20 protein-coding genes and 2 pseudogenes are annotated in these 24,494 nt (G+C 72.6%); 14 read left to right on the forward strand and 8 right to left on the reverse strand.

Features of this window, described 5'->3' with window-relative positions; translation table 11 throughout:
- The first annotated feature begins 3 nt into the window (after nucleotides 1-3).
- The 8 genes and pseudogenes from ABZX85_RS20430 (at nucleotide 4) to ABZX85_RS20465 (ending at nucleotide 6,512) form a co-directional block, all read left to right on the forward strand.
- Entirely contained in the window at nucleotides 4-933 is a 930-nt protein-coding gene (locus ABZX85_RS20430; RefSeq protein WP_355870233.1) for an ABC transporter permease, read from the forward strand.
- Nucleotides 934-936: 3 nt separating this feature from the next.
- Nucleotides 937-1,833, forward strand: a complete 897-nt coding sequence (locus tag ABZX85_RS20435; protein ID WP_355870236.1) for an ABC transporter permease — start codon at nucleotides 937-939, stop codon at nucleotides 1,831-1,833.
- 3 nt (nucleotides 1,834-1,836) lie between these two features.
- Nucleotides 1,837-2,751, forward strand: a complete 915-nt coding sequence (locus ABZX85_RS20440; RefSeq protein ID WP_355870238.1) for an ABC transporter ATP-binding protein — start codon at nucleotides 1,837-1,839, stop codon at nucleotides 2,749-2,751.
- On the forward strand, nucleotides 2,748-3,572 hold the full coding sequence (locus ABZX85_RS20445) for an ABC transporter ATP-binding protein (RefSeq protein ID WP_355870240.1): 825 nt from the start codon (nucleotides 2,748-2,750) through the stop codon (nucleotides 3,570-3,572). Before ABZX85_RS20440 ends, ABZX85_RS20445 begins: the two co-directional genes overlap by 4 nt.
- A 101-nt stretch (nucleotides 3,573-3,673) precedes the next feature.
- A pseudogene (locus ABZX85_RS20450) lies at nucleotides 3,674-3,844 on the forward strand (aldo/keto reductase); the annotation flags it as partial.
- A gap of 71 nt (nucleotides 3,845-3,915) precedes the next feature.
- Nucleotides 3,916-4,551: an aldo/keto reductase gene (locus ABZX85_RS20455; protein ID WP_355870726.1), complete on the forward strand. Its 636-nt coding sequence runs from the start codon at nucleotides 3,916-3,918 to the stop codon at nucleotides 4,549-4,551.
- 30 nt (nucleotides 4,552-4,581) lie between these two features.
- Nucleotides 4,582-5,361, forward strand: a complete 780-nt coding sequence (locus ABZX85_RS20460; protein WP_355870242.1) for an aldolase/citrate lyase family protein — start codon at nucleotides 4,582-4,584, stop codon at nucleotides 5,359-5,361.
- Nucleotides 5,358-6,512 (forward strand): exo-alpha-sialidase, encoded by a 1,155-nt coding sequence (locus ABZX85_RS20465; protein ID WP_355870245.1) that lies wholly within the window; start codon nucleotides 5,358-5,360, stop codon nucleotides 6,510-6,512. The genes ABZX85_RS20460 and ABZX85_RS20465 overlap by 4 nt, the downstream gene beginning before the upstream one ends.
- A 22-nt stretch (nucleotides 6,513-6,534) precedes the next feature.
- Here the strand turns inward: ABZX85_RS20465 and ABZX85_RS20470 are convergent, their stop codons facing one another.
- Nucleotides 6,535-7,158, reverse strand: a complete 624-nt coding sequence (locus ABZX85_RS20470) for a helix-turn-helix domain-containing protein (RefSeq protein ID WP_355870248.1) — start codon at nucleotides 7,156-7,158, stop codon at nucleotides 6,535-6,537.
- A gap of 161 nt (nucleotides 7,159-7,319) precedes the next feature.
- Here ABZX85_RS20470 and ABZX85_RS20475 point away from each other — a divergent pair, with 161 nt between their 5' ends.
- Both ABZX85_RS20475 and ABZX85_RS20480 read left to right on the forward strand, forming a co-directional pair.
- Nucleotides 7,320-8,081: a glucose 1-dehydrogenase gene (locus ABZX85_RS20475; RefSeq protein ID WP_355870251.1), complete on the forward strand. Its 762-nt coding sequence runs from the start codon at nucleotides 7,320-7,322 to the stop codon at nucleotides 8,079-8,081.
- 237 nt (nucleotides 8,082-8,318) lie between these two features.
- Nucleotides 8,319-11,528: a S8 family serine peptidase gene (locus ABZX85_RS20480; RefSeq protein ID WP_355870253.1), complete on the forward strand. Its 3,210-nt coding sequence runs from the start codon at nucleotides 8,319-8,321 to the stop codon at nucleotides 11,526-11,528.
- A 166-nt stretch (nucleotides 11,529-11,694) separates the two neighbouring features.
- Here the strand turns inward: ABZX85_RS20480 and ABZX85_RS20485 are convergent.
- The 4 genes and pseudogenes from ABZX85_RS20485 to ABZX85_RS20500 form a co-directional block, all read right to left on the reverse strand.
- Nucleotides 11,695-12,429: pseudogene (locus ABZX85_RS20485) on the reverse strand (HAMP domain-containing sensor histidine kinase); the annotation flags it as partial.
- Between the two features lie 86 nt (nucleotides 12,430-12,515).
- Entirely contained in the window at nucleotides 12,516-13,538 is a 1,023-nt protein-coding gene (locus ABZX85_RS20490) for a zinc-dependent alcohol dehydrogenase (RefSeq protein ID WP_355870256.1), read from the reverse strand.
- 25 nt (nucleotides 13,539-13,563) lie between these two features.
- Nucleotides 13,564-14,409 (reverse strand): universal stress protein, encoded by an 846-nt coding sequence (locus ABZX85_RS20495; protein ID WP_355870259.1) that lies wholly within the window; start codon nucleotides 14,407-14,409, stop codon nucleotides 13,564-13,566.
- A gap of 51 nt (nucleotides 14,410-14,460) precedes the next feature.
- Nucleotides 14,461-15,060 carry a hypothetical protein gene (locus ABZX85_RS20500; RefSeq protein ID WP_355870728.1) on the reverse strand — a complete coding sequence of 200 codons (600 nt, stop codon included), beginning with the start codon at nucleotides 15,058-15,060 and terminating at the stop codon, nucleotides 14,461-14,463.
- 192 nt (nucleotides 15,061-15,252) lie between these two features.
- On the opposite strand from ABZX85_RS20500, the gene sulP reads away from it, so the two are divergent.
- Nucleotides 15,253-16,947, forward strand: a complete 1,695-nt coding sequence (gene sulP / locus ABZX85_RS20505; protein ID WP_355870730.1) for a sulfate permease — start codon at nucleotides 15,253-15,255, stop codon at nucleotides 16,945-16,947.
- Here the strand turns inward: sulP and pflA are convergent.
- Both pflA and pflB read right to left on the reverse strand, forming a co-directional pair.
- Entirely contained in the window at nucleotides 16,941-17,675 is a 735-nt protein-coding gene (gene pflA / locus ABZX85_RS20510; RefSeq protein WP_355870262.1) for a pyruvate formate-lyase-activating protein, read from the reverse strand. The two genes, sulP and pflA, sit on opposite strands and share 7 nt — an antisense overlap.
- Nucleotides 17,672-19,918, reverse strand: coding sequence for a formate C-acetyltransferase (gene pflB / locus ABZX85_RS20515; protein ID WP_355870264.1), 2,247 nt, complete (start codon nucleotides 19,916-19,918; stop codon nucleotides 17,672-17,674). The genes pflA and pflB overlap by 4 nt, the downstream gene beginning before the upstream one ends.
- 690 nt (nucleotides 19,919-20,608) lie before the next feature.
- Here pflB and ABZX85_RS20520 point away from each other — a divergent pair.
- Entirely contained in the window at nucleotides 20,609-20,761 is a 153-nt protein-coding gene (locus ABZX85_RS20520; protein WP_355870267.1) for a hypothetical protein, read from the forward strand.
- A gap of 207 nt (nucleotides 20,762-20,968) precedes the next feature.
- Here ABZX85_RS20520 and ABZX85_RS20525 read toward each other — a convergent pair whose 3' ends face one another.
- Complete coding sequence (locus ABZX85_RS20525; RefSeq protein ID WP_355870270.1) at nucleotides 20,969-21,553, reverse strand: helix-turn-helix domain-containing protein; 585 nt, start codon at nucleotides 21,551-21,553, stop codon at nucleotides 20,969-20,971.
- Nucleotides 21,554-21,735: 182 nt separating this feature from the next.
- Here ABZX85_RS20525 and ABZX85_RS20530 point away from each other — a divergent pair, with 182 nt between their 5' ends.
- Both ABZX85_RS20530 and ABZX85_RS20535 read left to right on the forward strand, forming a co-directional pair.
- Complete coding sequence (locus ABZX85_RS20530; RefSeq protein ID WP_355870272.1) at nucleotides 21,736-22,545, forward strand: SDR family oxidoreductase; 810 nt, start codon at nucleotides 21,736-21,738, stop codon at nucleotides 22,543-22,545.
- Nucleotides 22,546-22,786: 241 nt separating this feature from the next.
- Nucleotides 22,787-24,214 carry a coniferyl aldehyde dehydrogenase gene (locus tag ABZX85_RS20535; RefSeq protein WP_355870275.1) on the forward strand — a complete coding sequence of 476 codons (1,428 nt, stop codon included), beginning with the start codon at nucleotides 22,787-22,789 and terminating at the stop codon, nucleotides 24,212-24,214.
- The last annotated feature ends 280 nt before the right edge of the window (nucleotides 24,215-24,494 follow it).

Consider the following 24,494-nt stretch of genomic DNA (forward strand, 5'->3'; position numbering starts at 1 on the left):
GCCGTGCCGACCTACCTCGCCCGCCGCCTGGGCCAGAGCCTGCTCACCGTCTTCCTGACCGTCTCCACGGTCTTCGTCCTGGTCCGCCTCGCCCCCGGCGACCCGGCCTCCGCCTATGCGGGCCCCACCGCCACCAGCGACGAACTCGCCCGTATCCGCGAGCAGTTCGGCCTCGACAAGCCACTGTTCACGCAGTACGGCATCTTCCTGCGCGACCTGCTGACCGGCGATCTCGGCACCAGCTACTCCTTCCGCTCCCCCGCGCTGGACGTGGTCCTGGACCGGATGCCGTACACGATCACGCTCTCCGTCGCGGCGATCGCCGTCACGGTCGCCGCCGCCGTCCCGCTCGGGGTGTGGATGTCCCGGCGCGCGGACACCTCGCGCGAGCTGGGGGCGAACGTCCTCACCGTGGCCGGGCAGTCCATGCCGGACTTCTGGACCGGCGTGATGCTGCTGACCGTGTTCGCCGTCCTGATGCCGGTGCTGCCCGCCTCCGGGTTCACGTCCTGGAGCGGGCTGATCCTGCCGACGGTCACCATCGCCATCCTCCAACTCGCGCTCGTCTCACGGCTGGTGCGGCGCGAGATGACCTCGGCGCTCGCCTCGCCGTACATCACCGTGGCCCGCTCACGCGGCGTCTCCGAGCGGGCCCTGACCTGGCGTTACGCGCTCGCCAACTCGGCCGTCCCGCTGGTCACCGCGATCGGCACCCGCTTCGCGGCGCTGCTGAACGGCGTCGTCGTGGTCGAGGTCGTCTTCGGCTGGCCCGGTGTCGGCTCCCTCGTCGTACGCGCCCTGGAGACCCGCGACTACCCGCTGATCCAGGCAACCGTGCTGGTCACGGCGACCCTCGCGATCCTCGTCCAACTCCTCGTCGACCTCGCCTACCCGCTACTCGACCCGCGGGTGCGCCTCGGAAAGGCGGCCTGAGCCATGACCACCACCACGGCCGGTACCGAGCGGCCCAGCGCCGTCACCGACCGGCATCTCGCCGCCGCCACCGCCACCCGGCAGCGGCGCGGCGTCCGCATCAAGCTGTGGGCCGGGGCCGTCTGCACCGCGCTGGTCGCGCTGCCGGTGGCGCTGGCGAACCTGCTGCCGCTGCCGGACCCGAACAGCCAGGACCTCTCCCGGCGCCGGCTGGCCCCCTTCACCGACGGGCATCTCTTCGGCACCGACCAGCTCGGCCGCGATCTGCTGTCCCGGCTCCTGCACGGCGGCCAGGTGTCGCTGACCGTGGGGGTCCTCGCGGTCGTCGTCTCCGGGCTCATCGGGATCGCGGCGGGCTCGGCGGCCGGCTACTTCGGGGGCTGGGTCGACGCGGTCGTCAGCCGCTTCCTCGAAGCCCAGCTGGCGCTGCCCCTGCTGATGATGCTGCTGCTCGTCGTCGCGCTCTTCGGCCCGTCGGTCACCGTCATCACCTGCGTGATCGCCGTCGCCCAGTGGCCCGAGGTGGCCCGGCTGACCCGCTCGCTGGTCCTCGTGGAACGCGAGAAACCGTACGTGGCCGCCGCCCGGCTGCTCGGGATGCGGGGCTGGTCCGTGCTGGCCCGGCACATCGTGCCCAACATCGTGCGGCCCGCGAGCCTGGTGGTCCTGCTGCTGCTCGCGCAGGCCGTGCTGCTGGAGAGCGCGCTGAGTTTCCTCGGCGCCGGTCCGCAGCGGCCGTTCGCGACCTGGGGGCGGATCATCTCCGACGGCCAGGACTACATCACCACGTCCTGGTGGCTGGTCACGCTCCCCGGCCTGGTCATCGCCCTGCTCGTGGTCGGCGTCAACCTCCTCGGCGACGGTCTGCGCGACCGGGTGCCCGCGGCGAAGGGAGTCTGAGCGATGCCGGACACCACCACTCCCCTGCCGGACGACACCACTCCCCCGCCGGACGCCACTCCCCCGCCGGACGCCACTCCCCCGCCGGACGCCACTCCCCCGCTGGAGGCCGAGGACCTCCAGATCGAGCTGGTCACCCATCGTGGCGTCGTGCGCGCCGTGGACGGGGTGAGTTTCAGCGTCGGGCACGGCGAGACGGTCACCCTGATCGGCGAGTCCGGCTCGGGCAAGTCGACGACCGCGATGGGCGTGCTGCGGCTGCTCCCGGAGGGGCTCGCGGTGCTGTCGGGTGCCGTGCGGATCGGCGGCGAGGACGTCGTCGCCGATCCCGGGGCGGCCCGGCGGGTGCGCGGGCGGACCGTGTCGCTGATCCCGCAGGACCCGATGACCGCGCTCAGCCCCGTCCACACGATCGGCCGCCAGCTCGGTGACGCGCTGCGGCTGCGCCACCCGGGCCTGTCGCGGGCCGAGGCGCGCGAGCGGGGGACGCTGCTGCTGGAGCAGGTGCGGATCAAGGAGCCGGGGACGCGCTGGAAGGCGTACCCCCACCAGTTCTCCGGGGGCATGCTGCAACGCGTCCTGATCGCCGTCGCGCTGGCCGCCGAACCCCGGCTGCTGGTCGCCGACGAACCGACGTCCGCGCTGGACGCGACCGTCCAGGCGGGGGTCCTGGATCTGCTGATGGACCTTCAGGAACGCACAGGGATCGGCATGTTGATGATCACGCACGACCTCGGGGTGGCACGGCTGGTGTCCGACCGCATCCATGTCATGAAGGAGGGCCGGTTCGTGGAGTCGGGCTCCGCCGAGCGGATCGTGGAACACCCCGAACACCCGTACACGCAGCGCCTGCTGGCGGCCGTTCCGGCGCTCGGGCCGTGGCGTGGGGACAACACCCCGCTGGGAGCCGCCGGATGAGCGCCGCCTTCCTCGCCGTCGAGGATCTCGTCGTCGACTACCCGACCCCGGCGGGCCCGGTGCGGGCCGTCGACCACATCGGGTTCAGTGTGCCGCGCGGGGGTTCGCTGGCCGTGGTCGGGGAGTCCGGCTGCGGCAAGTCGACCCTGGCGCGGGCGATCGTACGGCTGCTCAAGCCCGCCGCCGGGCGGATCGTCCTCGACGGCACCGACCTCGCCGCGCTGCCGGAGCGGCGGCTGCGCCCGCTGCGCCGGCGGGTGCAGATGGTGTTCCAGGACCCGTACGGCTCCCTCGACCCGCATCTGACCGCCGAGGAGACGGTCGCCGAGCCGCTGCGCCTCGCGGGGGTGCGCGACAGGGCGGAACGGCGGCGCAGGGCGGGCGAGTTGCTGGACCGGGTCGGGCTGCCGGCCTCGGCGCTCCAGCGCCGCCCGGCGGAGTTCTCCGGCGGCCAGCGCCAGCGCATCGGGATCGCGCGCGCCCTCGCCGCCGGCCCCGATCTGCTGGTGTGCGACGAGGCGACGTCCGCGCTGGACGTCTCCGTGCAGGCTCAAGTGCTGTCCCTGCTGCGGGAGTTGCAGGAGGAGACCGGCATCACCTACATCGTCATCGCCCACCACCTCGGCGTGGTCCGCGAGATCAGCACCGACGTCGTCGTCCTCAAGGCCGGCCGGGTCGTCGAGAGCGGCCGTACCGAGGCCGTCCTCGCCTCCCCCGCCGACCCCTACACCCGGGCGCTGCGCCGCGCCGCCCTCGACCCCACGGCGATCCGCGGGCTCAAGCCCCGCACGCTCCGTCCTTCGGAAGGAACCGGCACGTGACCACCGGCATCGATCTGCCGAACATCCCCGTCCCCCTGTCCCCCCTGGTCCTCGGCACCATGACGTTCGGCGACACCGTCGACGGGCGGGGCGCGGCCGACATGCTCGCGGTCGCGCTGGACGCCGGTGTGACCGGCGTGGACACCGCCAACGGGTACGCGGGCGGCGAGAGCGAGCGCATCCTCGCCGGTCTGCTGCCCGCGCACCGGGACCGGATCGTCCTCGCGACGAAGGCCGGCATCCCGCATCCCGACCAGGACGGGCACGCCCCGCTGTCCGCCGCCGGGCTGCGGGCCGCCCTGGAGGGCAGCCTCAAGCGGCTCGGCACCGACCCCACGTCGACCTGTTCTACCTCCACCAGCCCGACCGCGCGACGCCGCTCGCCGAAACCCTCACCGCCGTCGCGGAGTTCGTGGCCGAGGGCAAGATCCGCGCGCTCGGCGTCTCCAACTTCGCCGCCTGGCAGATCGGCGAGGTCGTCCGGGTCGCGGACGAGGTGGGGGCGCCCCGGCCCGTCGTCGCCCAGCAGCTGCACAATCTGCTGGCCCGCCGGATCGAGGAGGAGTACGTCGAGTACGCGGCCGTCACCGGGCTGCGCACGATGGTCTACAACCCGCTCGGCGGCGGCCTCCTCACCGGCCGCCACCACTACGAACAGGCCCCGGAGTCGGGGCGGTTCGGGGATTCGCGGCTCGCGGAGATGTACCGGGCCCGCTACTGGGAGCCGCGCCTGTTCGACGCGGTCGCCGAACTCGCCCGGATCGCCGCCGAGTCGGGCCTCCCCCTCACCGAACTCGCCCTGCGCTGGCTGCTGGAGCGCGACTCGACGGACGCCCTCCTCCTCGGCGGCTCCCGCACCGAGCACCTGCGCGCCAACCTCGCCGCCGCCCAGGCCGGCCCCCTGCCCGCCGACGTGACCGCCGCCTGCGACGCGGTCGGCGCCACGCTGCGCGGCCCGATGCCCGCCTACAACCGCTGAACTCCCCCCTGCGCAAAGGAACTTCCTCCCATGACCCCGGCAGAGTTCACCGCCGCCCTCCGCGCCCGCGAGCGACTCCTCGGCTACTGGTGCCTGTTGGACGCCCCCGTGGCCACCGAACGGATCGCCCGCCTCGGCTACGACTACGTCGCCCTGGACGCCCAGCACGGACTGTTCGGCTACTCCGGCATGCTCAACAACCTCCTCGCCGTCGACTGCCAGGGCTCCACCGCCGTCGGCCTGGTCCGCGTCGAGGGCAACGATCCGGCGCCGATCGGCCGGGCCCTGGACGCCGGCGCGACCGGGGTGATCGTGCCGCTGGTCGACACCGCCGCGCAGGCCGCCGAGGCCGTCGCCGCCGTCCGCTACCCGCCCCTCGGCCGCCGCTCCTACGGCCCGATGCGCTCCGCCCTGCGGATCGGCCCGAACCCCGCCGAGACGCACGACGCCACCGTCGTCCTCGCGATGATCGAGACGGCGGAGGGGCTCGCGAACGTCGAGGAGATCTGTGCGACGCCGGGTCTCGACGGCGTCTACGTCGGCCCCTCCGACCTGCGGATCGCCCTCGGCGGCGCCACCTCCACGGACCCCGCCCTGGCCGACGCCTTCGAGGCGGCGCTCGTGGCCGTCCGCGAGGCCGCCGCCTCGGCGGGCATCGCCGCCGGCATCCACAACCCCGACGGGACGAGCGCGGCGAAGCGCCTCGACGAGGGCTTCACCTTCGCGACCGTCGCCTGCGACCTGGTCCACCTGGAGCAGAGCGCCCGCCACCACCTGGACTCGGCCCGAACCCCTGGAGCCACGCTGTGACGACCGCACTCCTCGACGCCTACGACCGCACCGACACCGTCCTGCCCGCGCCGACCGTGCAGAGCCACGCCGCGAGTCTGACCGTGCTGCCCGGCGGGGACCTCGGCTGCGTCTGGTTCGGCGGCACGCAGGAGGGCATGGCCGACATCGCGGTGTGGTTCTCCCGGCTCGCGCCCGCCGCCACCGCCTGGACGGACCCGGTCCGGCTCTCGGAGGACCCCACCCGCTCCGAGCAGAACCCCCTCCTCTTCGCGGCGCCCTCCGGCGAGCTGTGGCTCCTGCACACCGCCCAGCGCGGCGGCGACCAGGACACCGCCGAGGTACGGCTGCGGGTCAGCGCGGACGGCGGCGCGACCTGGGGCGCGACGCGCACGCTGTTCCCCGCGTCGCCCGGCAGCGGTGTCTTCGTCCGCCAGCCGCCGGTGGTCCTGCCCGGCGGGCGGCTGCTGGTGCCGGTCTTCCGGTGCGTGGTCACCCCCGGCACGAAGTGGTCGGGCGACCTCGACACCAGCTCCGTGATGATCAGCGACGACGCGGGAGACACCTGGCGCGAGCAGCCGGTCCCCGGCTCCACCGGGCTCGTCCACATGAACGTGCACCGGCTGGCCGACGGCACGCTCTGCGCCCTCTACCGCAGCCGCCGCGCCGACCACGTCCACCGCTCCGTCTCACTGGACGACGGCGACACCTGGAGCGAGCCCCAACCCGTCGAACTGCCCAACAACAACTCGTCGATCCAGTACGTGCCGCTGCGCGACGGCCGTCTCGCCCTCGTCTACAACCACAGCAGCGCCGCCGACGCCACCGACCGCCGGGTCTCCCTCTACGACGAGATCGACGACGCCGGCGGGCTCAGCGCGGGCGGCGCGACGACCGTCACGGCCCAGCAGGCTCCGTCCACCGCGTTCTGGGGCGCGCCCCGGGCGCCGCTCAGTCTCGCCCTGTCGTCCGACGGGGGGCTGACCTGGCCGACGCGCGCGGATCTTGTGACCGGCGACGGGTACTGCCTCACGAACAACTCGCGGGACGGGCTGAACCGCGAGCTGTCGTATCCGTCGATCACGCAGGCTCCGGACGGCGCGCTGCACATCGCCTACACGCATCACCGCAAGGCGATCCACCACATTCGGCTGACGCCTCGGGAAGGGTGACGCTCCAGGGCGCCCGGCACGTTCAGGCGATGCCCTCGCTCGCCGTCGCGAGGGCCTGCCGGACCGTCTGCGCCCACTGCCTCTCGGCGAGATCGGGGTCGGCGGAGGGGTCGTACGTGTGCCAGGCGAAGTGTTCGACGGCCGCGCGGAGGACGGCGTTGAGGACGGCCGCCTGGACGGTGGGGCGCAGGTCGTCCGGGGAGAGGCCGGCGCGGGCGGCGAGGGCTCGGGCGAACGCCGATTCCGCCTCGTCGCACGACTGGAGCCAGACGGCGCGCAGACCGGGTTCGGTGCGCGTCAGGCGGATGAGCGCGATGCCCCGGCCGGGGGCCAGCCGCAGCCCGTCGGTGACGAACCGGTCGAGGTTCTCGGCGAGGGGGCCGGCCCGCAGCTCCGCGGCGATCGCGTCGATGCCGGCGCTCAGCAGGGGCCGTACGCACGCCTCCTTGCTCGGGAAGTAGCGCCAGACGGTGCGTGCCGAGATGCCCACCGCGCGGCCGATCTGCTCGCCGGTGGTGGCGGCCACGCCCTGGGCGGCGAACAGGTCGAGCGCCGCGACGGCGATCTCCAGACGGATCTCCCCCTTCTGCTCGTCGGTCAGCGGCGGGCGTCCCGTCCGGCCCGTGCGTTCGGGGGCTGCGGTCATCTCCGGCTCCGGTCTTCTCGTCACACTGCGCGTCTCCCCGAATTCTCTCCGAACTGCACCTCGCTTTTTTATGTCACTCAGAGACATTAAGTCGTAGGGTGGGCCGCGCCGGGCCCCGAGGGCCGGGCGTCGCACAGCACCACACAGCAAGGAGCACCACCATGAGCACTGGTCTGGCAGGCCGCAGCGTCGTCGTCACCGGGGCGAGTTCGGGGATCGGGCGGGCCGCCGCGCTCGCCTTCGCCGCCGAGGGGGCACGCGTCCTGGTGGCCGACCTCGACGCGGGCGGAGCGGCCGAGGTCGTCACGGAGATCACGGACAAGGGCGGCAGCGCGGTCGCCGTCACCGGGGACCTGAGCGAGCAGGCTGTCGTGGACGAGGTGGTCGCGACCGCCGTCGAGCGGTTCGGCGGGGTGGACGTGCTGGTCAACAACGCCGGGATCATGGACCGGATGTCGGCGCTCGCGGACGTCACCGACGCGGAGTGGGAGCGGGTTATACGTGTCAACCTGACCGCGCCGTTCCTGCTGACCCGCGCGGTCCTGCCGCACATGCTGGCGGCGGGCAGAGGCGCGATCGTGTCGACCGCCTCCGAGGCGGGCCTGCGGGGCAGCGCGGCGGGCGCCGCCTACACCGCCTCCAAGCACGGGGTCGTCGGCCTCACGAAGAGCCTCGCCGTGATGTACCGGGCCAAGGGCATCCGCGCCAACGCCATCGCCCCCGGCGGGACCCGCACCGGCATCGTCGTCCAGCCCGACCCGTCGGCCCACGGCCCGGCCGCCCTCGGCCCCCACTTCGTCAACGTGGGCCGTCTGGCCGAGCCGGAGGAGCAGGCCGCCGCGATCGTCTTCCTCGCGTCGGACGCGGCGAGCAACGTCAATGGCGTGGTGCTGCCGGTCGACGACGGGTGGTCGGCGGTGTGACGCCCGGCGGGGTGGCCGCCGGGGGAATCCCGCCTCGGCGGCTTCCGGCCTCCACCCCGCACCCGACGGCGGCCTCACCCGCCGTTCCCCGGCGAGCCGCACGACGCCGCGTCCCAGGTGCTTGAAATCTTGAACACTCTTTGACGTGAAGTGCCTTACGAAGTTGACGAGTTGGGGCGAATGATCACCGGCGGCGGCTGTCACTGCCGTCCCGCACCCCCCACAAGCGGAGACTTCATGCACGACAACAGAAGAAGAGCGGCGTTCGCGGGAGCGATCCTGATGGGTGCGTTCTCGTTGGGAGCCGTACCCGCGCAGGCGGCCGGCACCGGTGAGAGCGGGCCCGCGCAGCGGGTCATCGTCCTCATGCGCGACCAGTCGGGCGCTCGGCTGTCACGGACGCGGGCGGCCGAGGAACAGGCGCCCGTCGTGGCGCGGTTGAAGAAGGACGGCGCCACGCACGTCGACGGCATGGGCCTGATCAACGCCGTCTCCGCGACGCTGAGGCCGGAGGCGATAGCGCGTATCCGCGGCGATCGGGAGGTGGCCGCCGTCGTGCCGGATCTCCCGATACGACTGCCCCGCAGGGACGGCGCCGCCCCGGCCACCGCCACCGGCACCAGCTGTCCCAAGGACCCCGGCAAACCCCTCCTCGAATCAGAGGCCCTCCAGCTCACGCACACCGACGCCGCCCAGCGCAACGCCACCGGCAAGGGCGTGAAGGTCGCCTTCTTCGCCGAGGGCATGGACGCGGACAACCCCGAGTTCGTCCGCCCCGACGGCACCCATGTGGTCACCGACCGCGAGGACTTCAGCGGCGACGGCGTGAACGCCGACACGGGCGGCGCCGAGGCGTTCGGCGACGCGAGCGCCATCGCCGCGCAGGGCAGCCGTACGTACGACCTGGCCACACAGTTGCCGTACGCCAAGCTCTCCAAGGGCTGCGCGTTCCGGGTCCGCGGCTTCGCGCCGGGCGCCGAGCTGATGGACCTGCGGGTGTACGGCGAGCACGCCTGGACCTCCGGGTTCGTGCGTGCGATCCAGTACGCGGTGGACCACCACGCCGACGTCCTCAGCCAGTCCTTCGGCAGCAACCTCTACCCGGACGCGGCCACGGACCCGATCCGGCTGGCCGACGACGCCGCGGTCGCCGCCGGGGTGACCGTGGTCGCCTCCAGCGGCGACTCGGGCACCTCCGGCACGGTCGGCTCACCGGCGAGCGACCCGCACGTCATCGGCGTCGGAGCCACCACGTCCTTCCGCCTCGTCGCGCAGGGCTTCGGCTACCGGAAGTGGACCAGCGACAACATCACCGCGCTCTCCTCCGGCGGCACGACCCCGGACAACAAGCTGGTCGACCTGGTGGCGCCCGGCATGGTCGGCATGGCCGCCTGCACACCCTCCCCCCGCTGGGCCGACTGCGCCCTGCCCACCCAGGTGTTCGGCGGCACCAGCCAGTCCGCGCCCTTCGTGGCCGGCGCGGCGGCCGACGTCGTCCAGGCGTACCAGGACACGCACGGCGGAGCGCGCCCCGCGCCGGACCTCGTCAAGCGGCTCCTGACCGGCACGGCGAGGGACCTGCGCACCCCCGCCGACGAACAGGGCGCGGGCCTGCTCGACACGGCGGCGGCCGTCCGCGCGGCACGCTCCGTCGACACCCCGCACGGTCAGCCGGCCGGCGCCGAACTGATCCCCTCCGCAGGCCAGTTGAACGTGGTCGGCAGGCCGGGGAGCACGCGGGACACCACCGTCTCCCTGACCAACACCGCCGCCCGCCCGCAGCGGGTCACCATGACCTCCCGCACGGTCGGCGCCCAGACCTTCCGGGCCGACCGCAAGGTCACCGTCGGCGCGCCCCTCGCCGGGGACGACCGCGAAGGCGCCCTCGCCGCACACCCGTTCACGGTCCAGGTACCCAAGGGGACCCCGCTGCTGGACGCCGAAATGGTGTGGCCCGGCACCGCGGACTCCGGGAAGCTCGCGCTGGTCCTGGTCGATCCGCGGGGCCGGCTGACGCAGTTCAGCTACGACTACGACGGCTACGGCCTGCACAGCAACTACCAGCACGTCGACGTCCACGACCCGGTGCCCGGCGCCTGGACGGTCAAGGTCGTGTGGAGCAACGGCCGTATGCACCTCCAGCAGCCGCCGCTCAAGCCCGGCAGCTACCGGGGCCCGGTCGCCGTCCGGCTCACCGGCCACCGCTACACCTCGACCGGCGTCCCTGAGCAGACCCGCGTCGTCCCGGCGGGCGGCACCGCCCGGTTCCCGGTACGGGTCCCGCTGCCGCGTACGGCCGGTGACGCGCCCTTCTCGCTCCAGTTCGCCTCCGACCGCGGGACCCGGCTGTCCCTCCCGGTGGCCCGCCGGACGCTGGTCCCCACCGACCCGGCACCGGGGCACAGCACGTCCTTCGCCGCCACGATCACCGGCGGTGTCGGCCGGGACGTCGGCCAGACGAACGGCTACTACCTGGACGTACCGGCGGGCAGGCGCGCCCTCACGATCGACCTCACGGCCGAGGACCCCGCCGCGACCCTGGTCTACTACCTGATCAGCCCGGACGGCCAGGTCATCGCCCGCGACAGCGACCGCACCACCGGCGAGCACAGCGTTCCGACGAAGTACGCGAGCCTCACCGCGAACCGCCCGGCCGCCGGGCGCTGGACCCTGATCGTCGGCCTGCCCGACGCGGTCAGCGGCAAGGCGTTCAGCCAGCGGGTCACCGGGAGGGTCCGCTTCGACGCGGTGACGGCGACAGCGACGGGCCTGCCCGACAGCCCGTCCCGCGTCATCGAGCGCGGCAGCTCCCTCACCGTCCCGATCCGGGTGCCCAACTCCGGTCCGGCCGTCCGGGACTACTTCCTCGACCCCCGGCTCGACACCATGACCGACACCGGCGCCTTCGAACTCGGCGACGACAGGACGGGCACCGGGAAGATCAACGAGGGCGGCCCCGCCTGGGTCGTCCCCACGCACACCACCCGGCTCGTCGCCACGGCCGGCGCCGACCGCCCGGTCGACCTGACCCTGACCCCCTGGACCGGCGCCCCCGCCGTGTTCGGACAGCCCGGCCCCGACGGCACCACCGTCGCCACCGCCACCGCCGGCCAACTGGCCGCCGGACAGTGGACCACCGACGTCACCGACCGGGGACCCTACAAGGACAAGCCCGCGGGCACCGGCACCGCGAAGGTCACGCTCACCGCCACGACCCAGGCGTTCGACCCGGCGGCCAAAGCCTCCACGGGTGACTTCTGGGACCCGACCGCCGACTTCGACAGCGTCACCGCCGCCCCCGGCAGGACCGCGGCGATGACCCTCACCCTCACCCCGACCGCGCCCGCCGGCACGGTCGTCCACGGAACCCTCTACATCGACACGGACTCCCCGTTCACCGAGGGGTCCGAGCTGATCGGGATTCCGTACACCTACACCGTGGGCTGAGCCCCGCCTCCCCGGCCCTGCCCCGCGTCCGCGAACGCCGCGCGGGGCAGGGGCGGGGACCGGCTCGTGCCCGAACACGTCGTCGCGCCACGGGCACGGGGAGGTGAGCGCCGACTTCCGTACGGGGACGGCCCGGTCGCGGGACGTGCCGTGTCCGGCGGCACGGTCACCCCCGTGGGCTGTGGTCCGCCGGGAGCCGCACGGTGAACGTCGTCGCTCCGGGGGAGCTTTCGAGAGTGACGTCTCCCCCGTGGGCCTGGGCGACCGCGGCGACGATCGACAGGCCGAGCCCGGTGCCGCCCTGGGCGTCCTCGGTACGGCGGCGTTCCCCGTGGGTGAAGCGTTCGAAGACGCGGGGGCGGATGGAGGCGGGGATGCCGGGGCCGTCGTCGTGGACACAGAGCCGCGCGGTCTCGCCGTCGGTGGCCAGGGAGACGGTGACGGTGGTGCCGGGCGGCGTGTGCAGGCGGGCGTTGGCCAGGAGGTTGGCGGGGATCTGGTGGAGGCGGTGGGCGTCGCCGGTCACGGTGACGGGTTCCTCGGGGAGTTCGAGGGCCCAGCGGTGTCCGGGCCCGGCGGCCTGGGCGTCGGTGACGGCGTCCAGGACGAGGCGGGTCAGGTCGACGGGTTCCTGTTCGAGGGGGCGGCCGGCGTCGAGGCGGGCGAGCAGGAGCAGGTCGTCGACCATCTCGCCCATGCGGGCCGATTCGGCCTCGATGCGCTCCAGGGCGCGGGTCACCTCCGGCGGGACGGGTCCGGGGTGCAGCAGCGCGAGTTCCGCGTGACCGCGTACGGAGGCGACCGGGGTGCGCAGTTCGTGGCTGGCGTCGGCGGCGAAGCTGCGCAGCCGCTCCTGGCTGGCGTGCCGTTCTGCGAGCGCGTTCTCGACGTGGCACAGCAGGGCGGCCTCGTCGGCGGCGAAGTCGACGGCGCGCAGGCTGGACTCGGAGCCGTCCACGCCGACGACGACCGGAGGTGTCATCGTCCTCACCGCCCCGCGCCCAGGTCGAACACGATCCGCGCGGTGACCTCGCCGCGCCGTACCGCGTCGATCGCGTCGTTGACGTCGGCGAGCGGGCGGGTCTCGTAGCGGACCTCGGTGCGGCCGGCCGCGTGCAGCCGGAAGACCTCGGCGAGGTCCTGCCGGGTGCCGACGATCGAGCCGAGCACGCTCGTGCCGTTGAGGACGGTGTCGAAGATCGGCAGGCGGACGGTGCCGTGCGCAGGCAGGGCGACCATGACGAGCTTCCCGCCGCGCCGCAGCCCGGCGTTGACGGCCTCGAAGGCGGCGTCGTTCACCGCGAGGGCGATCGCGGCGTGGGCCCCGCCGTGCTGTTTGAGGACCTCGCCGACGTTCTCCTTGCGGGCGTCGATGACGAGGTCGGCGCCCAGCCGGGCGGCCAGGTCGAGCTTGTCGTCGGTGATGTCGATCGCGGCGACGGTGGCCCCGGCGAGCCTGGCGTACTGCACGGCGAGGTGCCCGAGCCCGCCGACGCCGGAGACGGCGACGAGCTGCGCGGGCCGTACCCCGGCGACCTTGAGGGCCTTGTACGTGGTGACGCCGGCGCAGGTCAGCGGTGCGGCGTCGAACGGGGAGACCCCCTCGGGCACCGGCTGCGCGAAGTCGGCCCAGGCGAGCATCTTCTCGGCGTACCCGCCGTCGCAGCCGTACCCGGTGTTGATCTGCCGCTCGCACAGCGTCTCCCACCCGGACAGGCAGTGCTCGCACCGCCCGCAGGCCCGCCCCAGCCAGGGCACGGCGACCCGCTGCCCGACGGTGAGCGAGGTGACGCCCTCACCGAGCTCCTCGACCAGCCCGACGCCCTCGTGCCCGGGGACGAACGGCGGGTTCGGCTTCACGGGCCAGTCGCCGTGCGCGGCGTGGATGTCGGTGTGGCACAGCCCGGACGCCTCGACCCGGACGCGGACCTGGCCGGGTCCGGGCTCGGGGTCGGGGCGTTCCTCGATGACGAGGGGCTCGCCGAAAGCTCGAACGACCGCTGCCTTCATGTCTGTTCCTCTTTCTCGGGGTCCGTCAGTCGTGGGGGACGACGGCGACGGGGGCCGCGCAGTGGTGCAGGGCGGCGTGGGTGACGTGCCCGATGTGGGTGCCGAACGGGTTGTGCCGGGTGCGGCGTCCGACGACGACCAGGGAGGCGTCGCGGGCGTCGTCCACGAGCCGGACGGCGGGGTTGCCGAAGCGGACCTGTTCGGCGACCTCGACCCCGGGGAAGTCGTGCCGCCAGGGCCGCAGGATCTCGGCCAGCCTCTCCGCGTCGCCCCGCAGGAGCGTCTCGTGCAGGGCCGGGTCGGCGGGGGTGCCGTACGCGATGTACGGGGGCGGGTTCCAGGCGTGCACCACGCGCAGGGGGACGGCGCGGCGGGCGGCCGTCTCGAAGGCGAAGGTGATCAGGCCGGCGTCCGGGTGGTCGGTGTCGAGGCCGAGGACGACGGGGCCGGTGGCGGGCGGGGCGTCCTTCTTGACGAGGACCACGGGCCGTTGGGCGTGGGCGACGACGGACAGGCCGACGGAGCCGACCATGAAGCCGCCGATGCCGCCGAGTCCGCGGGAGCCGAGGACGAGGAGTTCCGCGTCCTTCGCCGCCTCGATCAGGGCGTCGGCGGGGTGGCCGGTGACCTGCGTGGTGGTCACCTCGATCTCGGGGTGGCGCCGGCGCAGACCGTCGGCCGCCTCGCGGGGGATGCGGTCGGTCCAGTGCTGGTGGGTCTCGGGGCCGAACAGCGGGGCCTGCGCCATCGGAGCCGGGACCGGCTCCCAGACCTGCACGAGCGTCAGCGGGAGCCCGAGGGTGGCGGCCCATTCGGCGGCGGCGAGGCTCTCGGGGGAGCCGTCGAGGCCGACGGTGACGTTGCGGGGCATGGTGGTCGTCTCCTTGAGGGTGTGCCGGGTGTCAGTCCGGGGGTTGGTGGGTCAGCGGAGCCAGGTGTGGTCGCGGACGATGGGGAGTCGGGACCATGCGCGTCCGAGGCCCAGGGTGTCGCCGGCGGCGAATGCGGCGAGTGCGATGAGGGTGATGGCGTAGACGAGGTGGTAGTCGGCGAAGGGGTTGGTCGACATGCTGGCGGTGCCGTCGGCGAGGTGTTTGGCGGGCGGCCATTCGGCGATCCACATGAACGCCATCAGCGCGGTCCCCGCGGCGGCGGCGATCCGCAAAGCCACACCTGCGGTCAGCGCGACACCGATGCCGAGGAGGGCGAGCATGAACAGCCGGTCGGTCCAGGTGTCCCCGGCCCAGGAGCGGAACGTGGACTGCATGGGGCCGGCGGAGACGTGGGAGAGGAAGCCCTTGGTGGGGGAGCCGCCGTCGGTCCAGCCCTTGCCGGAGGGGGTGGCGTAGCCGAAGCCGAAGGTCTTGTCCAGGAACGCCCACAGGAACACGAACCCGGTGACCAGACGCAACGACGCCAACACGTAAGCGGACACGGAGTGCGTGCGCGCGGCCTCGCCCACGGACAGCGACAGACGGGCCCGGAAAGTGGGCAGACGGTGAGGGTGCTCGTGCACGGCCATGGCGATGATGTCCCTTCGAATCCGCTCGTTGCCTGACACCCCTCACCCTTCTCCTCCGCTCCCGTCACCGCCGGATGCCGAAGGTCGGTGCCCGCAGGGCCGAACGGCCCTGCCCACCGGGACCGTTCAGCGCGATGCTCGCCTCCGGCCGTACCGAGGTGGATCATGAGGAACCCCGGCGGAAGGCAGGAGATGCCGAAGGACACGCACGCCCCCCGATGGCACCGGCTGGCGCCCGGTCTCGTCACGCTGCGCGGCTACCGGCGTACGTGGCTGTCCGGCGATCTGCTCGCCGGGGTGACGGTGGCCGCGTATCTCGTTCCGCAGGTCATGGCGTACGCGGGGGTGGCGGGGCTGGCGCCGGTCGCCGGGCTGTGGGCGATCCTGCCGGCGCTCGGGCTGTACGCGGTGTTCGGCTCCTCGCGGCTGCTGTCGGTGGGCCCGGAGTCGACGACCGCGCTGATGACGGCTACCGTGGTGGCGCCGCTCGCGGCGGGCGATCCCGGAAGGTACGCGTCGCTGGCGGCGGCCCTGGCGGTGACGGTGGGCCTGCTGTGCCTGGTCGCGCGCGCGGTGCGGCTGGGGTTCCTCGCGGACCTGCTGTCGCGCCCGGTCCTCGTCGGCTATCTGACCGGCGTGGCCCTGATCATGATGGTGGACCAGCTGCCGAAGCTGACCGGCGTCCGCACGTCCGGCGAGGAGTTCTTCCCGCAGCTGTGGTCCTTCGTCCGCCACGTCCCGGACGTCCACCCGGCCACGGCGGTCCTGTCCGCGGTGACCCTGACGTTCCTGCTCCTGGCGGCCCGCTCCCCCCGCTCCGTGCCCGGCCCCCTGCTCGCGGTCGTCCTGGCCACGGCCGCCGTCGCGGTGTTCGACCTCGACGGGCGGTACGGCCTGAAGGTGATCGGCGAGGTCCCGTCCGGCCTGCCGAGCCCGGCCCTGCCCGGCCTGGGCGAGCTGCCGCACCTCGTGCTGCCCGCGCTCGGCGTGCTCCTGGTCGCCTACACGGACTTCGTGCTGACGGCGCGGGCGTTCAGCGACGGTCCCGGGATCGACGCCGACCAGGAGTTCCTCGCCCTGGGCGCGGCCAACCTCGGCGCGGGCGCCCTGCACGGCTTCCCGGTGTCCAGCAGCGCGAGCCGTACCGCGCTGGCCGCCTCGGCGCACGCGCGCAGTCAGGCGTACTCGCTGGTCGCGGGCGCGCTGGTGCTGGCCGTGCTGCTGTTCCTGAGTCCGCTGCTGGCCCGCATGCCGTCGGCGGTCCTGGGCGCCCTGGTCGTGTACGCGGCGACGCGGATGATCGACCTGGCGGGGTTCCGGCGCCTGGCGTCGTTCCGGCGGCGCGAACTGCTGCTGGCGCTGGGCTGCCTGGCCGGGGTGCTGGCCCTGGACATCCTGTACGGGGTGATCGTGGCCGTCGGCCTGTCGGTGGCGGAGCTGCTGAGCCGGGTGGCGCGCCCGCACGACGCGGTGGAGGGGCTGGTGCCCGGGGTGGCCGGCATGCACGACGTCGACGACTATCCGCAGGCCCGCACGGTCCCCGGGCTGCTGGTGTACCGCTACGACTCCCCGCTGTTCTTCGCGAACGCGGAGGACTTCCGGCGCCGGGCCCTGGCCGCCGTGGACGAACAGACCGGGCCCGTGCGCTGGTTCGTCCTGAACACGGAGGCCAACGTGGAGGTCGACATCACCGCGCTGGACGCCGTCGACGAGCTGCGCCGTGAACTCGCCGACCGGGGTGTCGTGTTCGCGCTCGCGCGGGTCAAGCAGGATCTGCTGGCCGATCTGCGGGCGTACGGGCTGGTGGAGTCGGTCGGTGAGGAGCGGATCTTCCCGACGCTGCCGACGGCGGTGGCCGCGTACCGCGCCTGGGAGGGGCGTCAGTAGGCGGGGACTCCGTGGGCCCGGAAGCGGGCGCGGACGCTCTCGGTGAGTTCCGGTGCCGGGGTCGGGGTGTCGCGCAGCGGGAAGGGGATGCCGAGGGCGTCGTACTTGTGGGCGCCGAGCTTGTGGAAGGGCAGGACGTCCACACGGTCCACGGCTTCGAGGCCGGCGACGAAGTGGGCCAGGCCGTCCACGGCTTCCGGGTCGTCGGTCCAGCCGGGGACGAGGACGTATCTGATCCACATCGGGACGCCGAGGCGGTCGAGGCGGGTCGCGAAGGTGAGGGTGGGGGCGAGGGGGGCGCCGGTCAGGTGCCGGTGGGTGGTGATGTCGAAGGACTTGATGTCCAGCAGGACGAGGTCGGCGTCGGCGAGGAGGGTGTCGTCGGCGCGGGCGCCGAGGAAGCCGGAGGTGTCGAGGGCGGTGTGCAGGCCGAGCGCCTTGCAGCGGCGCAGGATCTCGCCGGTGAAGGCGGACTGGAGGAGCGGTTCGCCGCCGGTGAGGGTGACGCCGCCGCCCGCCGCGGTGAGGAAGGGGCGGTGGCGTTCGATCTCCGCCATGACCTCGTCGGCGGTCGTCGGCGTGCCGTCCCGCAGGTGCCAGGTGTCGGGGTTGGCGCAGTACAGGCAGCGCAGCGGGCAGCCGGAGACGAACAGCACGAACCGGGTCCCGGGCCCGTCCACGCCGGTGGACAGGTCCCAGGAGTGGATACGGCCGGCCGTGGTGCTCACAGCGATCCGTGGAACGTGCGGCTGATCACGTCGAGTTGCTGCTCGCGGGTCAGGCGGACGAAGTTGACGGCGTATCCGGAGACGCGGACGGTGAGGTCGGGGTACTTCTCCGGGTGGGCCATGGCGTCCTCCAGGGTGGCCCGGTCGAGGACGTTGACGTTCATGTGGAAGCCGCCGCCGGCCGTGTAGGCGTCGAGGATGCCGACGAGGTTGTGCGCGCGTTCGGCCGGGTTGTGGCCCAGGCCCTCGGGGGTGACGGTCGTGGTGAGGGAGATGCCGTCGCGGGCCTGTTCGTACGGCAGTTTCGCCACCGACAGGGCGGAGGCGGCGACGCCGTGCCGGTCGCGGCCGTTCATCGGGTTGGCGCCCGGCGCGAAGGGCTGCCCGGCGCGGCGGCCGTCGGGGGTGTTGCCGGTGTGCTTGCCGTAGACGACGTTCGAGGTGATCGTCAGGACGGACTGGGTGTGCTCGGCGTCGCGGTAGACGGGGTGGCGGCGCACCTTCGCCATGAACGACTCGACGAGGCCGGCGGCGATCCGGTCGGCGCGGTCGTCGTTGTTGCCGTAGGCGGGGAAGTCGCCCTCGGTGCGGAAGTCGACGGCGAGGCCGGTGGCGTCCCGGAAGACCTTCACGCGCGCGTACTTGACGGCCGACAGGCTGTCCGCGGCGACGGAGAGGCCGGCGATGCCGCAGGCCATCAGGCGGTGCACCGGGTGGTTGTGCAGGGCCATCTCCAGGCGTTCGTACGCGTACTTGTCGTGCATGTAGTGGATGACGTTCAGGGTGTTGACGTAGGTCGCCGCCAGCCAGTCGAGGACCTTGTCGTACGCCGCCGACAGCTCCTCGTAGTCCAGGTACTCGCCTGTCAGCGGGGGTGCCGGGGGTGCGATCTGGTCGCCGGTCATCTCGTCCCGGCCGCCGTTGACGGCGTACAGCAGGGCCTTGGCGAGGTTGACGCGGGCGCCGAAGAACTGCATCTGCCGGCCCACCGTCATGGCGGAGACGCAGCAGGCGATCGCGGTGTCGTCGCCGGTGCGCGGGCGGGTGAGTTCGTCGGACTCGTACTGGACGGCGCTGGTGTCGATGGAGATCCGGGCGCAGAACTCCTTGAAGGCGGCCGGGAGCCGGGGTGACCACAGGACGGTGAGGTTGGGTTCCGGGGCGGGGCCGAGGTTGTAGAGGGTCTGGAGGAAGCGGAACGTGGTGCGGGTGACCAGGGTGCGGCCGTCGGCGCCCATGCCGCCGAGGGACTCCGTCACCCAGGTGGGGTCGCCGGAGAAGAGGGCGTCGTACTCCGGGGTGCGCAGGAAGCGGACGATGCGCAGCTTGACGACGAAGTCGTCGACGAGTTCCTGGGCGCCGGTCTCGTCGAGGACGCCGTCGGTCAGGTCCCGCTGGAGGTAGACGTCGAGGAAGGTGGAGGTGCGGCCCAGCGACATCGCCGCGCCGTTCTGTTCCTTCACGGCGGCGAGGTAGCCGAGGTAGAGCCACTGCACGGCCTCGCGGGCGGTGGCGGCGGGGCGGGAGACGTCGCAGCCGTAGGAGGCGGCCATCGTTTCCAGCTCGCCCAACGCCTTGATCTGTTCGGCGAGTTCCTCCCGGTCGCGGATGGGGCTGGAGGCGCGGGCGTCGAGCAGGGCCCGCTCGGCCTTCTTGGCCTCGGTGAGCCGGGCCGTGCCGTACAGGGCGACGCGCCGGTAGTCGCCGATGATCCGGCCGCGTCCGTAGGCGTCGGGGAGGCCCGTGATGACGCCGGCCCGGCGGGCGGCGCGCATCTCGGGCGTGTACGCGTCGAAGACGCCGTCGTTGTGGGTCTTGCGGTAGGTGCCGAAGACCTTCGTGACGAACGGGTCGGGCGCGTAGCCGTACGCGCGCAGGCCGTTCTCCACCATCCGCAGGCCGCCGTTCGGCATGATCGCCCGTTTGAGGGGCGCGTCCGTCTGGAGGCCCACGATCAGCTCGCGGTCGCGGTCGATCCAGCCGGGGGCGTGGGAGGTGATCGTCGAGGGGGTGGCGGTGTCCACGTCGAGGACGCCCCGGGCGCGCTCCTCGGGGAACAGGGCGCTCACCTTCTCCCAGACGGCCAGGGTGCGGTCGGTGGGGCCGGTCAGGAACGACGCGTCGCCCTCGTACGGCGTGTAGTTGGCCTGGATGAAGTCGCGGACGTCGATGCGCTCCCGCCAGCCGCCGCCCTCGAATCCCCGCCAGGCCGTCCGGCCCTCATGCGCCGTGGTCACGGTCATCGCCGTTCCTCTCCCTGGTTCTCGTGCCTTGTGGCTCGTGTCCTGCCTCTCGATGCTCGCCGTTCGTGATCGCCGGGAGGAGTGCCGGACAGGGCCCGAAGGGGGGCCGTTCGGCCCCGGGCCCGGTGGTGGCGGGGCCTCAGGACCCAGTGCCTCGGACGCCTCGAAGCCGAGGCCATCTCCTTGGTGAACAGGTCCCGGAGGGCGGTCGCGTCCGGGGAAGCGTCAGGACAACGGTCTCCCAGGCCGTCAGTCGATCACCTCGCCCTGCCGTCCCCACCGGACCGTGGATGGCACGTGGACGCCGCCTGCCGAACTGAGAGCGCGCGGTCCGCCGGGTACCACCGATCCGGCTGCGTGGATCACTTCGTCCGGCCGGAGCGCGGGTGCGTCGACCGGCAGCGCAACCTGGCAGTCCGTCCCGGACCACCGCCTCATCGGTGGCTGGGCGTCAAGCCGCGCTGCGTCCCTCGGTGTCGTCGTTGTCCTCGCCCAGTGCGTCGTCCGCACTGCCGGCGGAGTCCCGCCGCACCTCGCTCTCGTCCTCCAGGGCACGCCCGACACCCCCGGCCCACGCCGCGCCAGTAGCTGTTCCCCCGTCTGCTGGAGGGCGTGTAGCGGGACTTCGAACCGGACGATCTCTTCCTGACCATCGGGCATCGCTTCGGCCGGGTCGAGCTGCGCCGACGCGTGCGGGACCACGTCCGCGGGCTGCTCGCCCCGGTGGCCCGCAAGAGCAGCTGGCAGCTGGCCGAACAGGCCGGCCACCACACGCCGGACGGGCTCCAGCACCTGCGCGCCGGTACGCGGTGGGAACCCGATCGCATCCGTGACGACCTGTAGGAATACGTCGCCGACAAACTCGCCTGCTGGAGTACCGGTGGAGGCCGGTGCGCGAGCCAAGGCCCTCGGCGGGGAGTGCCTCCCGACTTCGCCCCCCGAGGGCCACCTCGCTAGTGGGCCAGATGCGCCTCCCTGTCCTTCACCGCTGTGGTCACGGACCGGACGGTGTGGGCCTTGTCCGGCTGCCGTGAGCGTCGGCCGGACGCTTCAGCCGTTGGTGCCCATGCCGCGCAGGAACGTGTCGACGACGAGCGTGGCCAGCGCGTCGGCGTTCTGCCGTACCTGGTCCGGGTCGCGGTCCGCACCGCCTCCGTGCTGGGCCTCGTCGACGAGGGCGTAGTAGACCCGCTGCGCCCACATGAGGTCCGTGTCCGGGGCGAGGAGCCCCTCGCGCTGGGCCCGGGCGAAGAACTGGAGGGAGCCGGCGTTGATCTCGGACCAGATCTCCGCCGTGAGGGGGGTATCCGCGAGGGGGTGGCCGAGGGTGAACCGCCAGACGCTCTTGGTCCGCAGGACGTTCGCCGTGACGCGGTGCAGAGCCACGAGCGGTGGGGCGGTGTCCATGTGGGCGTCTTCCACGCACTCCATGAGCTGTCGCTTCGCCGAGGCGCCGAGCGCTTCGATGAGGGCCTGACGGTTGGCGAAACGCCGGTGCACGGTCGTTCTGGCCACCCCCGCCTGTTCGGCGATCTGCTCCATGGAGGCACCGGGGTCTTCGGCGAGCACCTGCTCGGCCGCTTCCAGAATCGCGCGCACGCTGCGCGCGGCATCTGCCCGTAGAGGTCGGCCCATGACCTATCCACTCCCGTTGTCGATTCGCGATGCACCGAAGACCATACGCCTGACCTGCAATTTTGCGCATAGATGCGTCAGTACAGTTGCGCACTAATGTAAAATTGAGACAAGTGTGATGCCGTTAGCTCCTCGAAATGCTACCTTGATGTCGCAGATAAGGATCGAGAGAAGGAGGCGCCATGAACAAGATCGACTACCGCACCCAGACCACGCTGATCACCGGGGCCAGTGCCGGGCTCGGGGCGGAGTTCGCCCGCCAGTTCGCCGAGCGCGGTTCGGACCTCGTACTGGTCGCCCGCCGTGCGGACCGGCTGGAGGCGCTGGCCGACGAACTGTCCGTGAAGTACCGGGTCACCGTCACGGCGGTGCCGTTCGACCTGACCGCGCCGGACGCGGGTGAGGCGCTGGCCGAGGAGGTGGCCCGGCGCGGGATCACCGTCACCAGCCTCGTCAACAACGCGGGCTTCGGCACTCACACTCCTTTCCGTCAGGAGGACGCGAAGAAGGTCCGGCAGGAGATCGGCCTGAACGTGACCAGCCTGGTCGACGTCACCCGGGCGTTCGTCGGCCAGCTGACCGGGGTCCTGGTCAATGTCGCCAGCTCTCTGGGGTATCAGCCGTGGCCGAATGCCGCGGTCTACGGGGCGACGAAGGCTTTCGTGCTGAGTTTCACCGAGGCACTGTGGGAGGAGTCGCGGGGGACCGGGCTGCGCGTGCTCGCTCTTTCCCCGGGCCCGACCCGCACCGAGTTCTTCGACGCGATCGGCTCGGACGACATGGCCCGCGGTGTCCGGATGCAGACCCCGGGCCAGGTCGTCGCGACCGCCCTGCGGGCGCTCGACCGGCGCAACCCGCCGCCCAGCGTCGTCTCGGGCACCTTCAACTGGGTGACCACCCTGACCTCGCGTTTCACCACCCGCCGAGCCAACGTCCGGGCCTTCGGAGCGCTGACCCGCTGGCAGATGCGCTCGACCGGGCCGGGCCACTGACACCCCCGGACCACCGCCGACGGAGGGCGCCGGTTCCTCCTCGGCGGCGAGATCCCGCCCCGACCGCAGCCGACGCCGCCCGAGCTTCACACCAGTACCAGCCCGCGCGAGCACGGTGCCCACCGACCCCCTGGCCCATGGCTCGCCGTACTGCTCGATGGGTCCGGTTCATGGGCCGGACGGCCCGCCGTCGGCGCCCACCGCACCTCATCGCCCTCCCCGACAGCCAAGGAACACCGCCATGAACAGCACCGACATCACCGCACAGCTCACCGACGCGGAGCGCTTCCAGCACATCCTCCAGGCTCAGCGCGCCGCCTACCTCCGTGACGGGGCGCCCTCGCTCCAGGCTCGGCGCACCGACCTGTCCAGATTCAAGGCGGCGCTGATCGCCCGGCGCGGCGCCATCGAGGAGGCGATCGACGCCGACTTCGGACATCGCTCGCGACACGAGACCGCGATCATGGAACTCGTGGGCGTCGTGCAGGGCATCGACTACCTGCACCGCAACCTCCGTCGGTTCATGCGCCCGACCCGCCGCCATATCGAGTTGCTGCTGCGTTTCGGCAGCAATCGCATCGAGTACCAGCCGCTCGGCGTGGTCGGCGTCATCTCGCCGTGGAACTATCCGGTCAACCTGTCGCTCATGCCCGTCGTCACCGCGATCGCCGCCGGCAACCGCGTCATGCTCAAGCCGTCCAAGCTGACCCCGGCGACGAACGCGGTGCTCGCCTCGATACTCGCCGACCTCTTCCCCCCGGAGCAGGTCACGATGGTCAGCGGCGACGGCGCCGCGTTCTCCGCACTGCCCTTCGACCATCTCGTCTTCACCGGCAGCACCGTGGTCGGGCGTGCCGTGATGAAGGCGGCCAGCGACCACCTCGTCCCCGTCACGCTGGAACTCGGCGGCAAGTCCCCGACCATCGTGGCCAAGGGACACGTCCGGGACCAGGCGGTGTCCGACATCGTCTTCGGCAAGCTTCTCAGCGGCGGGCAGACCTGCATCGCCCCCGACTACGCCCTGGTGCACGAATCCGAGGTCGACGCCTTCATCGCCGCCTACGACAGGCTGGTGAAGACCGCCTACCCCGACGGCCCCACCGGCGAGGACTACACCTCGATCGTCGACGACAAGCAGCACAAGATCCTCACCGGCCTGATAGAGGACGCCCGCGCCCACGGGGCGCGGATCATCGAGGTCGGACACCGGCCGGGCGACGCGGCCCGCCGCCCGCACACCCTCGCGCCGACCGTCGTGCTCGGCGTCACCGACGACATGCGGATCGCCCACGAGGAGATATTCGGCCCCATCCTGCCGGTCTTCGGGTATCGCGACATCGACGACGCCATCGACTACGTCAACGCACGGCCCCGGCCGCTCGCCCTCTACTACTTCGGCGACAACGGCCCCGACCGGCGCAAGGTCCTCGACCGCACGACCTCCGGCAACGTCACCGTCAACGGCACGATCATGCATGTCGCGCAGGACGACCTCCCCTTCGGCGGCGTCGGCGCCAGCGGGATGGGCAAGTACCACGGCATCGAAGGATTCCGCACGCTCAGCCACCCCAAGGGCATCTACGTACAGGGACGCTGGAACGCCACCCGCCAGCTGTACGCCCCCTTCGGCAAGCGCACCGAACGCCTCATCGACTTCTTCCTCCGATGAACACGGCATCACCGGCACCGGGGCCGTCAACGAATTGATCCCCGGCCTGAGCGCGTGCGACGCCCGGCCGGACTTCGCCACCTGCACCGCACCCACGAGGACCGCGACCGCAGGTTCCGTGAAGCCGGCCTCGCCGATCGGCCCCGGTCAAGGGAGTCCTGGAGACCGCACGCTGACGGTCCGCCACCGCGATGGAGTCTTCCTGGGAACGGCGGCGGTGCTCCCGGCGGGCGTCCCGGGACACGGGGACCTCTTGATGTGAATGCCGAATCCAAGTCAG

Source organism: Streptomyces sp. NPDC004539, assembly GCF_040610055.1.
In the GTDB taxonomy this organism is placed as follows: domain Bacteria; phylum Actinomycetota; class Actinomycetes; order Streptomycetales; family Streptomycetaceae; genus Streptomyces.

Coding starts and splice junctions, on each gene's coding strand:
- ABZX85_RS20535 (WP_355870275.1), top strand. CDS start 22,787: ATGAACAGCACCGACATCACCGCACAGCTCACCGACGCGGAGCGCTTC.
- ABZX85_RS20525 (WP_355870270.1), bottom strand. CDS start 21,553: ATGGGCCGACCTCTACGGGCAGATGCCGCGCGCAGCGTGCGCGCGATT.
- ABZX85_RS20435 (WP_355870236.1), top strand. CDS start 937: ATGACCACCACCACGGCCGGTACCGAGCGGCCCAGCGCCGTCACCGAC.
- ABZX85_RS20530 (WP_355870272.1), top strand. CDS start 21,736: ATGAACAAGATCGACTACCGCACCCAGACCACGCTGATCACCGGGGCC.
- ABZX85_RS20440 (WP_355870238.1), top strand. CDS start 1,837: ATGCCGGACACCACCACTCCCCTGCCGGACGACACCACTCCCCCGCCG.
- ABZX85_RS20475 (WP_355870251.1), top strand. CDS start 7,320: ATGAGCACTGGTCTGGCAGGCCGCAGCGTCGTCGTCACCGGGGCGAGT.
- ABZX85_RS20445 (WP_355870240.1), top strand. CDS start 2,748: ATGAGCGCCGCCTTCCTCGCCGTCGAGGATCTCGTCGTCGACTACCCG.
- ABZX85_RS20495 (WP_355870259.1), bottom strand. CDS start 14,409: ATGCCCCGCAACGTCACCGTCGGCCTCGACGGCTCCCCCGAGAGCCTC.
- ABZX85_RS20480 (WP_355870253.1), top strand. CDS start 8,319: ATGCACGACAACAGAAGAAGAGCGGCGTTCGCGGGAGCGATCCTGATG.
- ABZX85_RS20500 (WP_355870728.1), bottom strand. CDS start 15,060: ATGGCCGTGCACGAGCACCCTCACCGTCTGCCCACTTTCCGGGCCCGT.
- sulP (WP_355870730.1), top strand. CDS start 15,253: ATGCCGAAGGACACGCACGCCCCCCGATGGCACCGGCTGGCGCCCGGT.
- ABZX85_RS20490 (WP_355870256.1), bottom strand. CDS start 13,538: ATGAAGGCAGCGGTCGTTCGAGCTTTCGGCGAGCCCCTCGTCATCGAG.
- ABZX85_RS20470 (WP_355870248.1), bottom strand. CDS start 7,158: ATGACCGCAGCCCCCGAACGCACGGGCCGGACGGGACGCCCGCCGCTG.
- ABZX85_RS20460 (WP_355870242.1), top strand. CDS start 4,582: ATGACCCCGGCAGAGTTCACCGCCGCCCTCCGCGCCCGCGAGCGACTC.
- pflB (WP_355870264.1), bottom strand. CDS start 19,918: ATGACCGTGACCACGGCGCATGAGGGCCGGACGGCCTGGCGGGGATTC.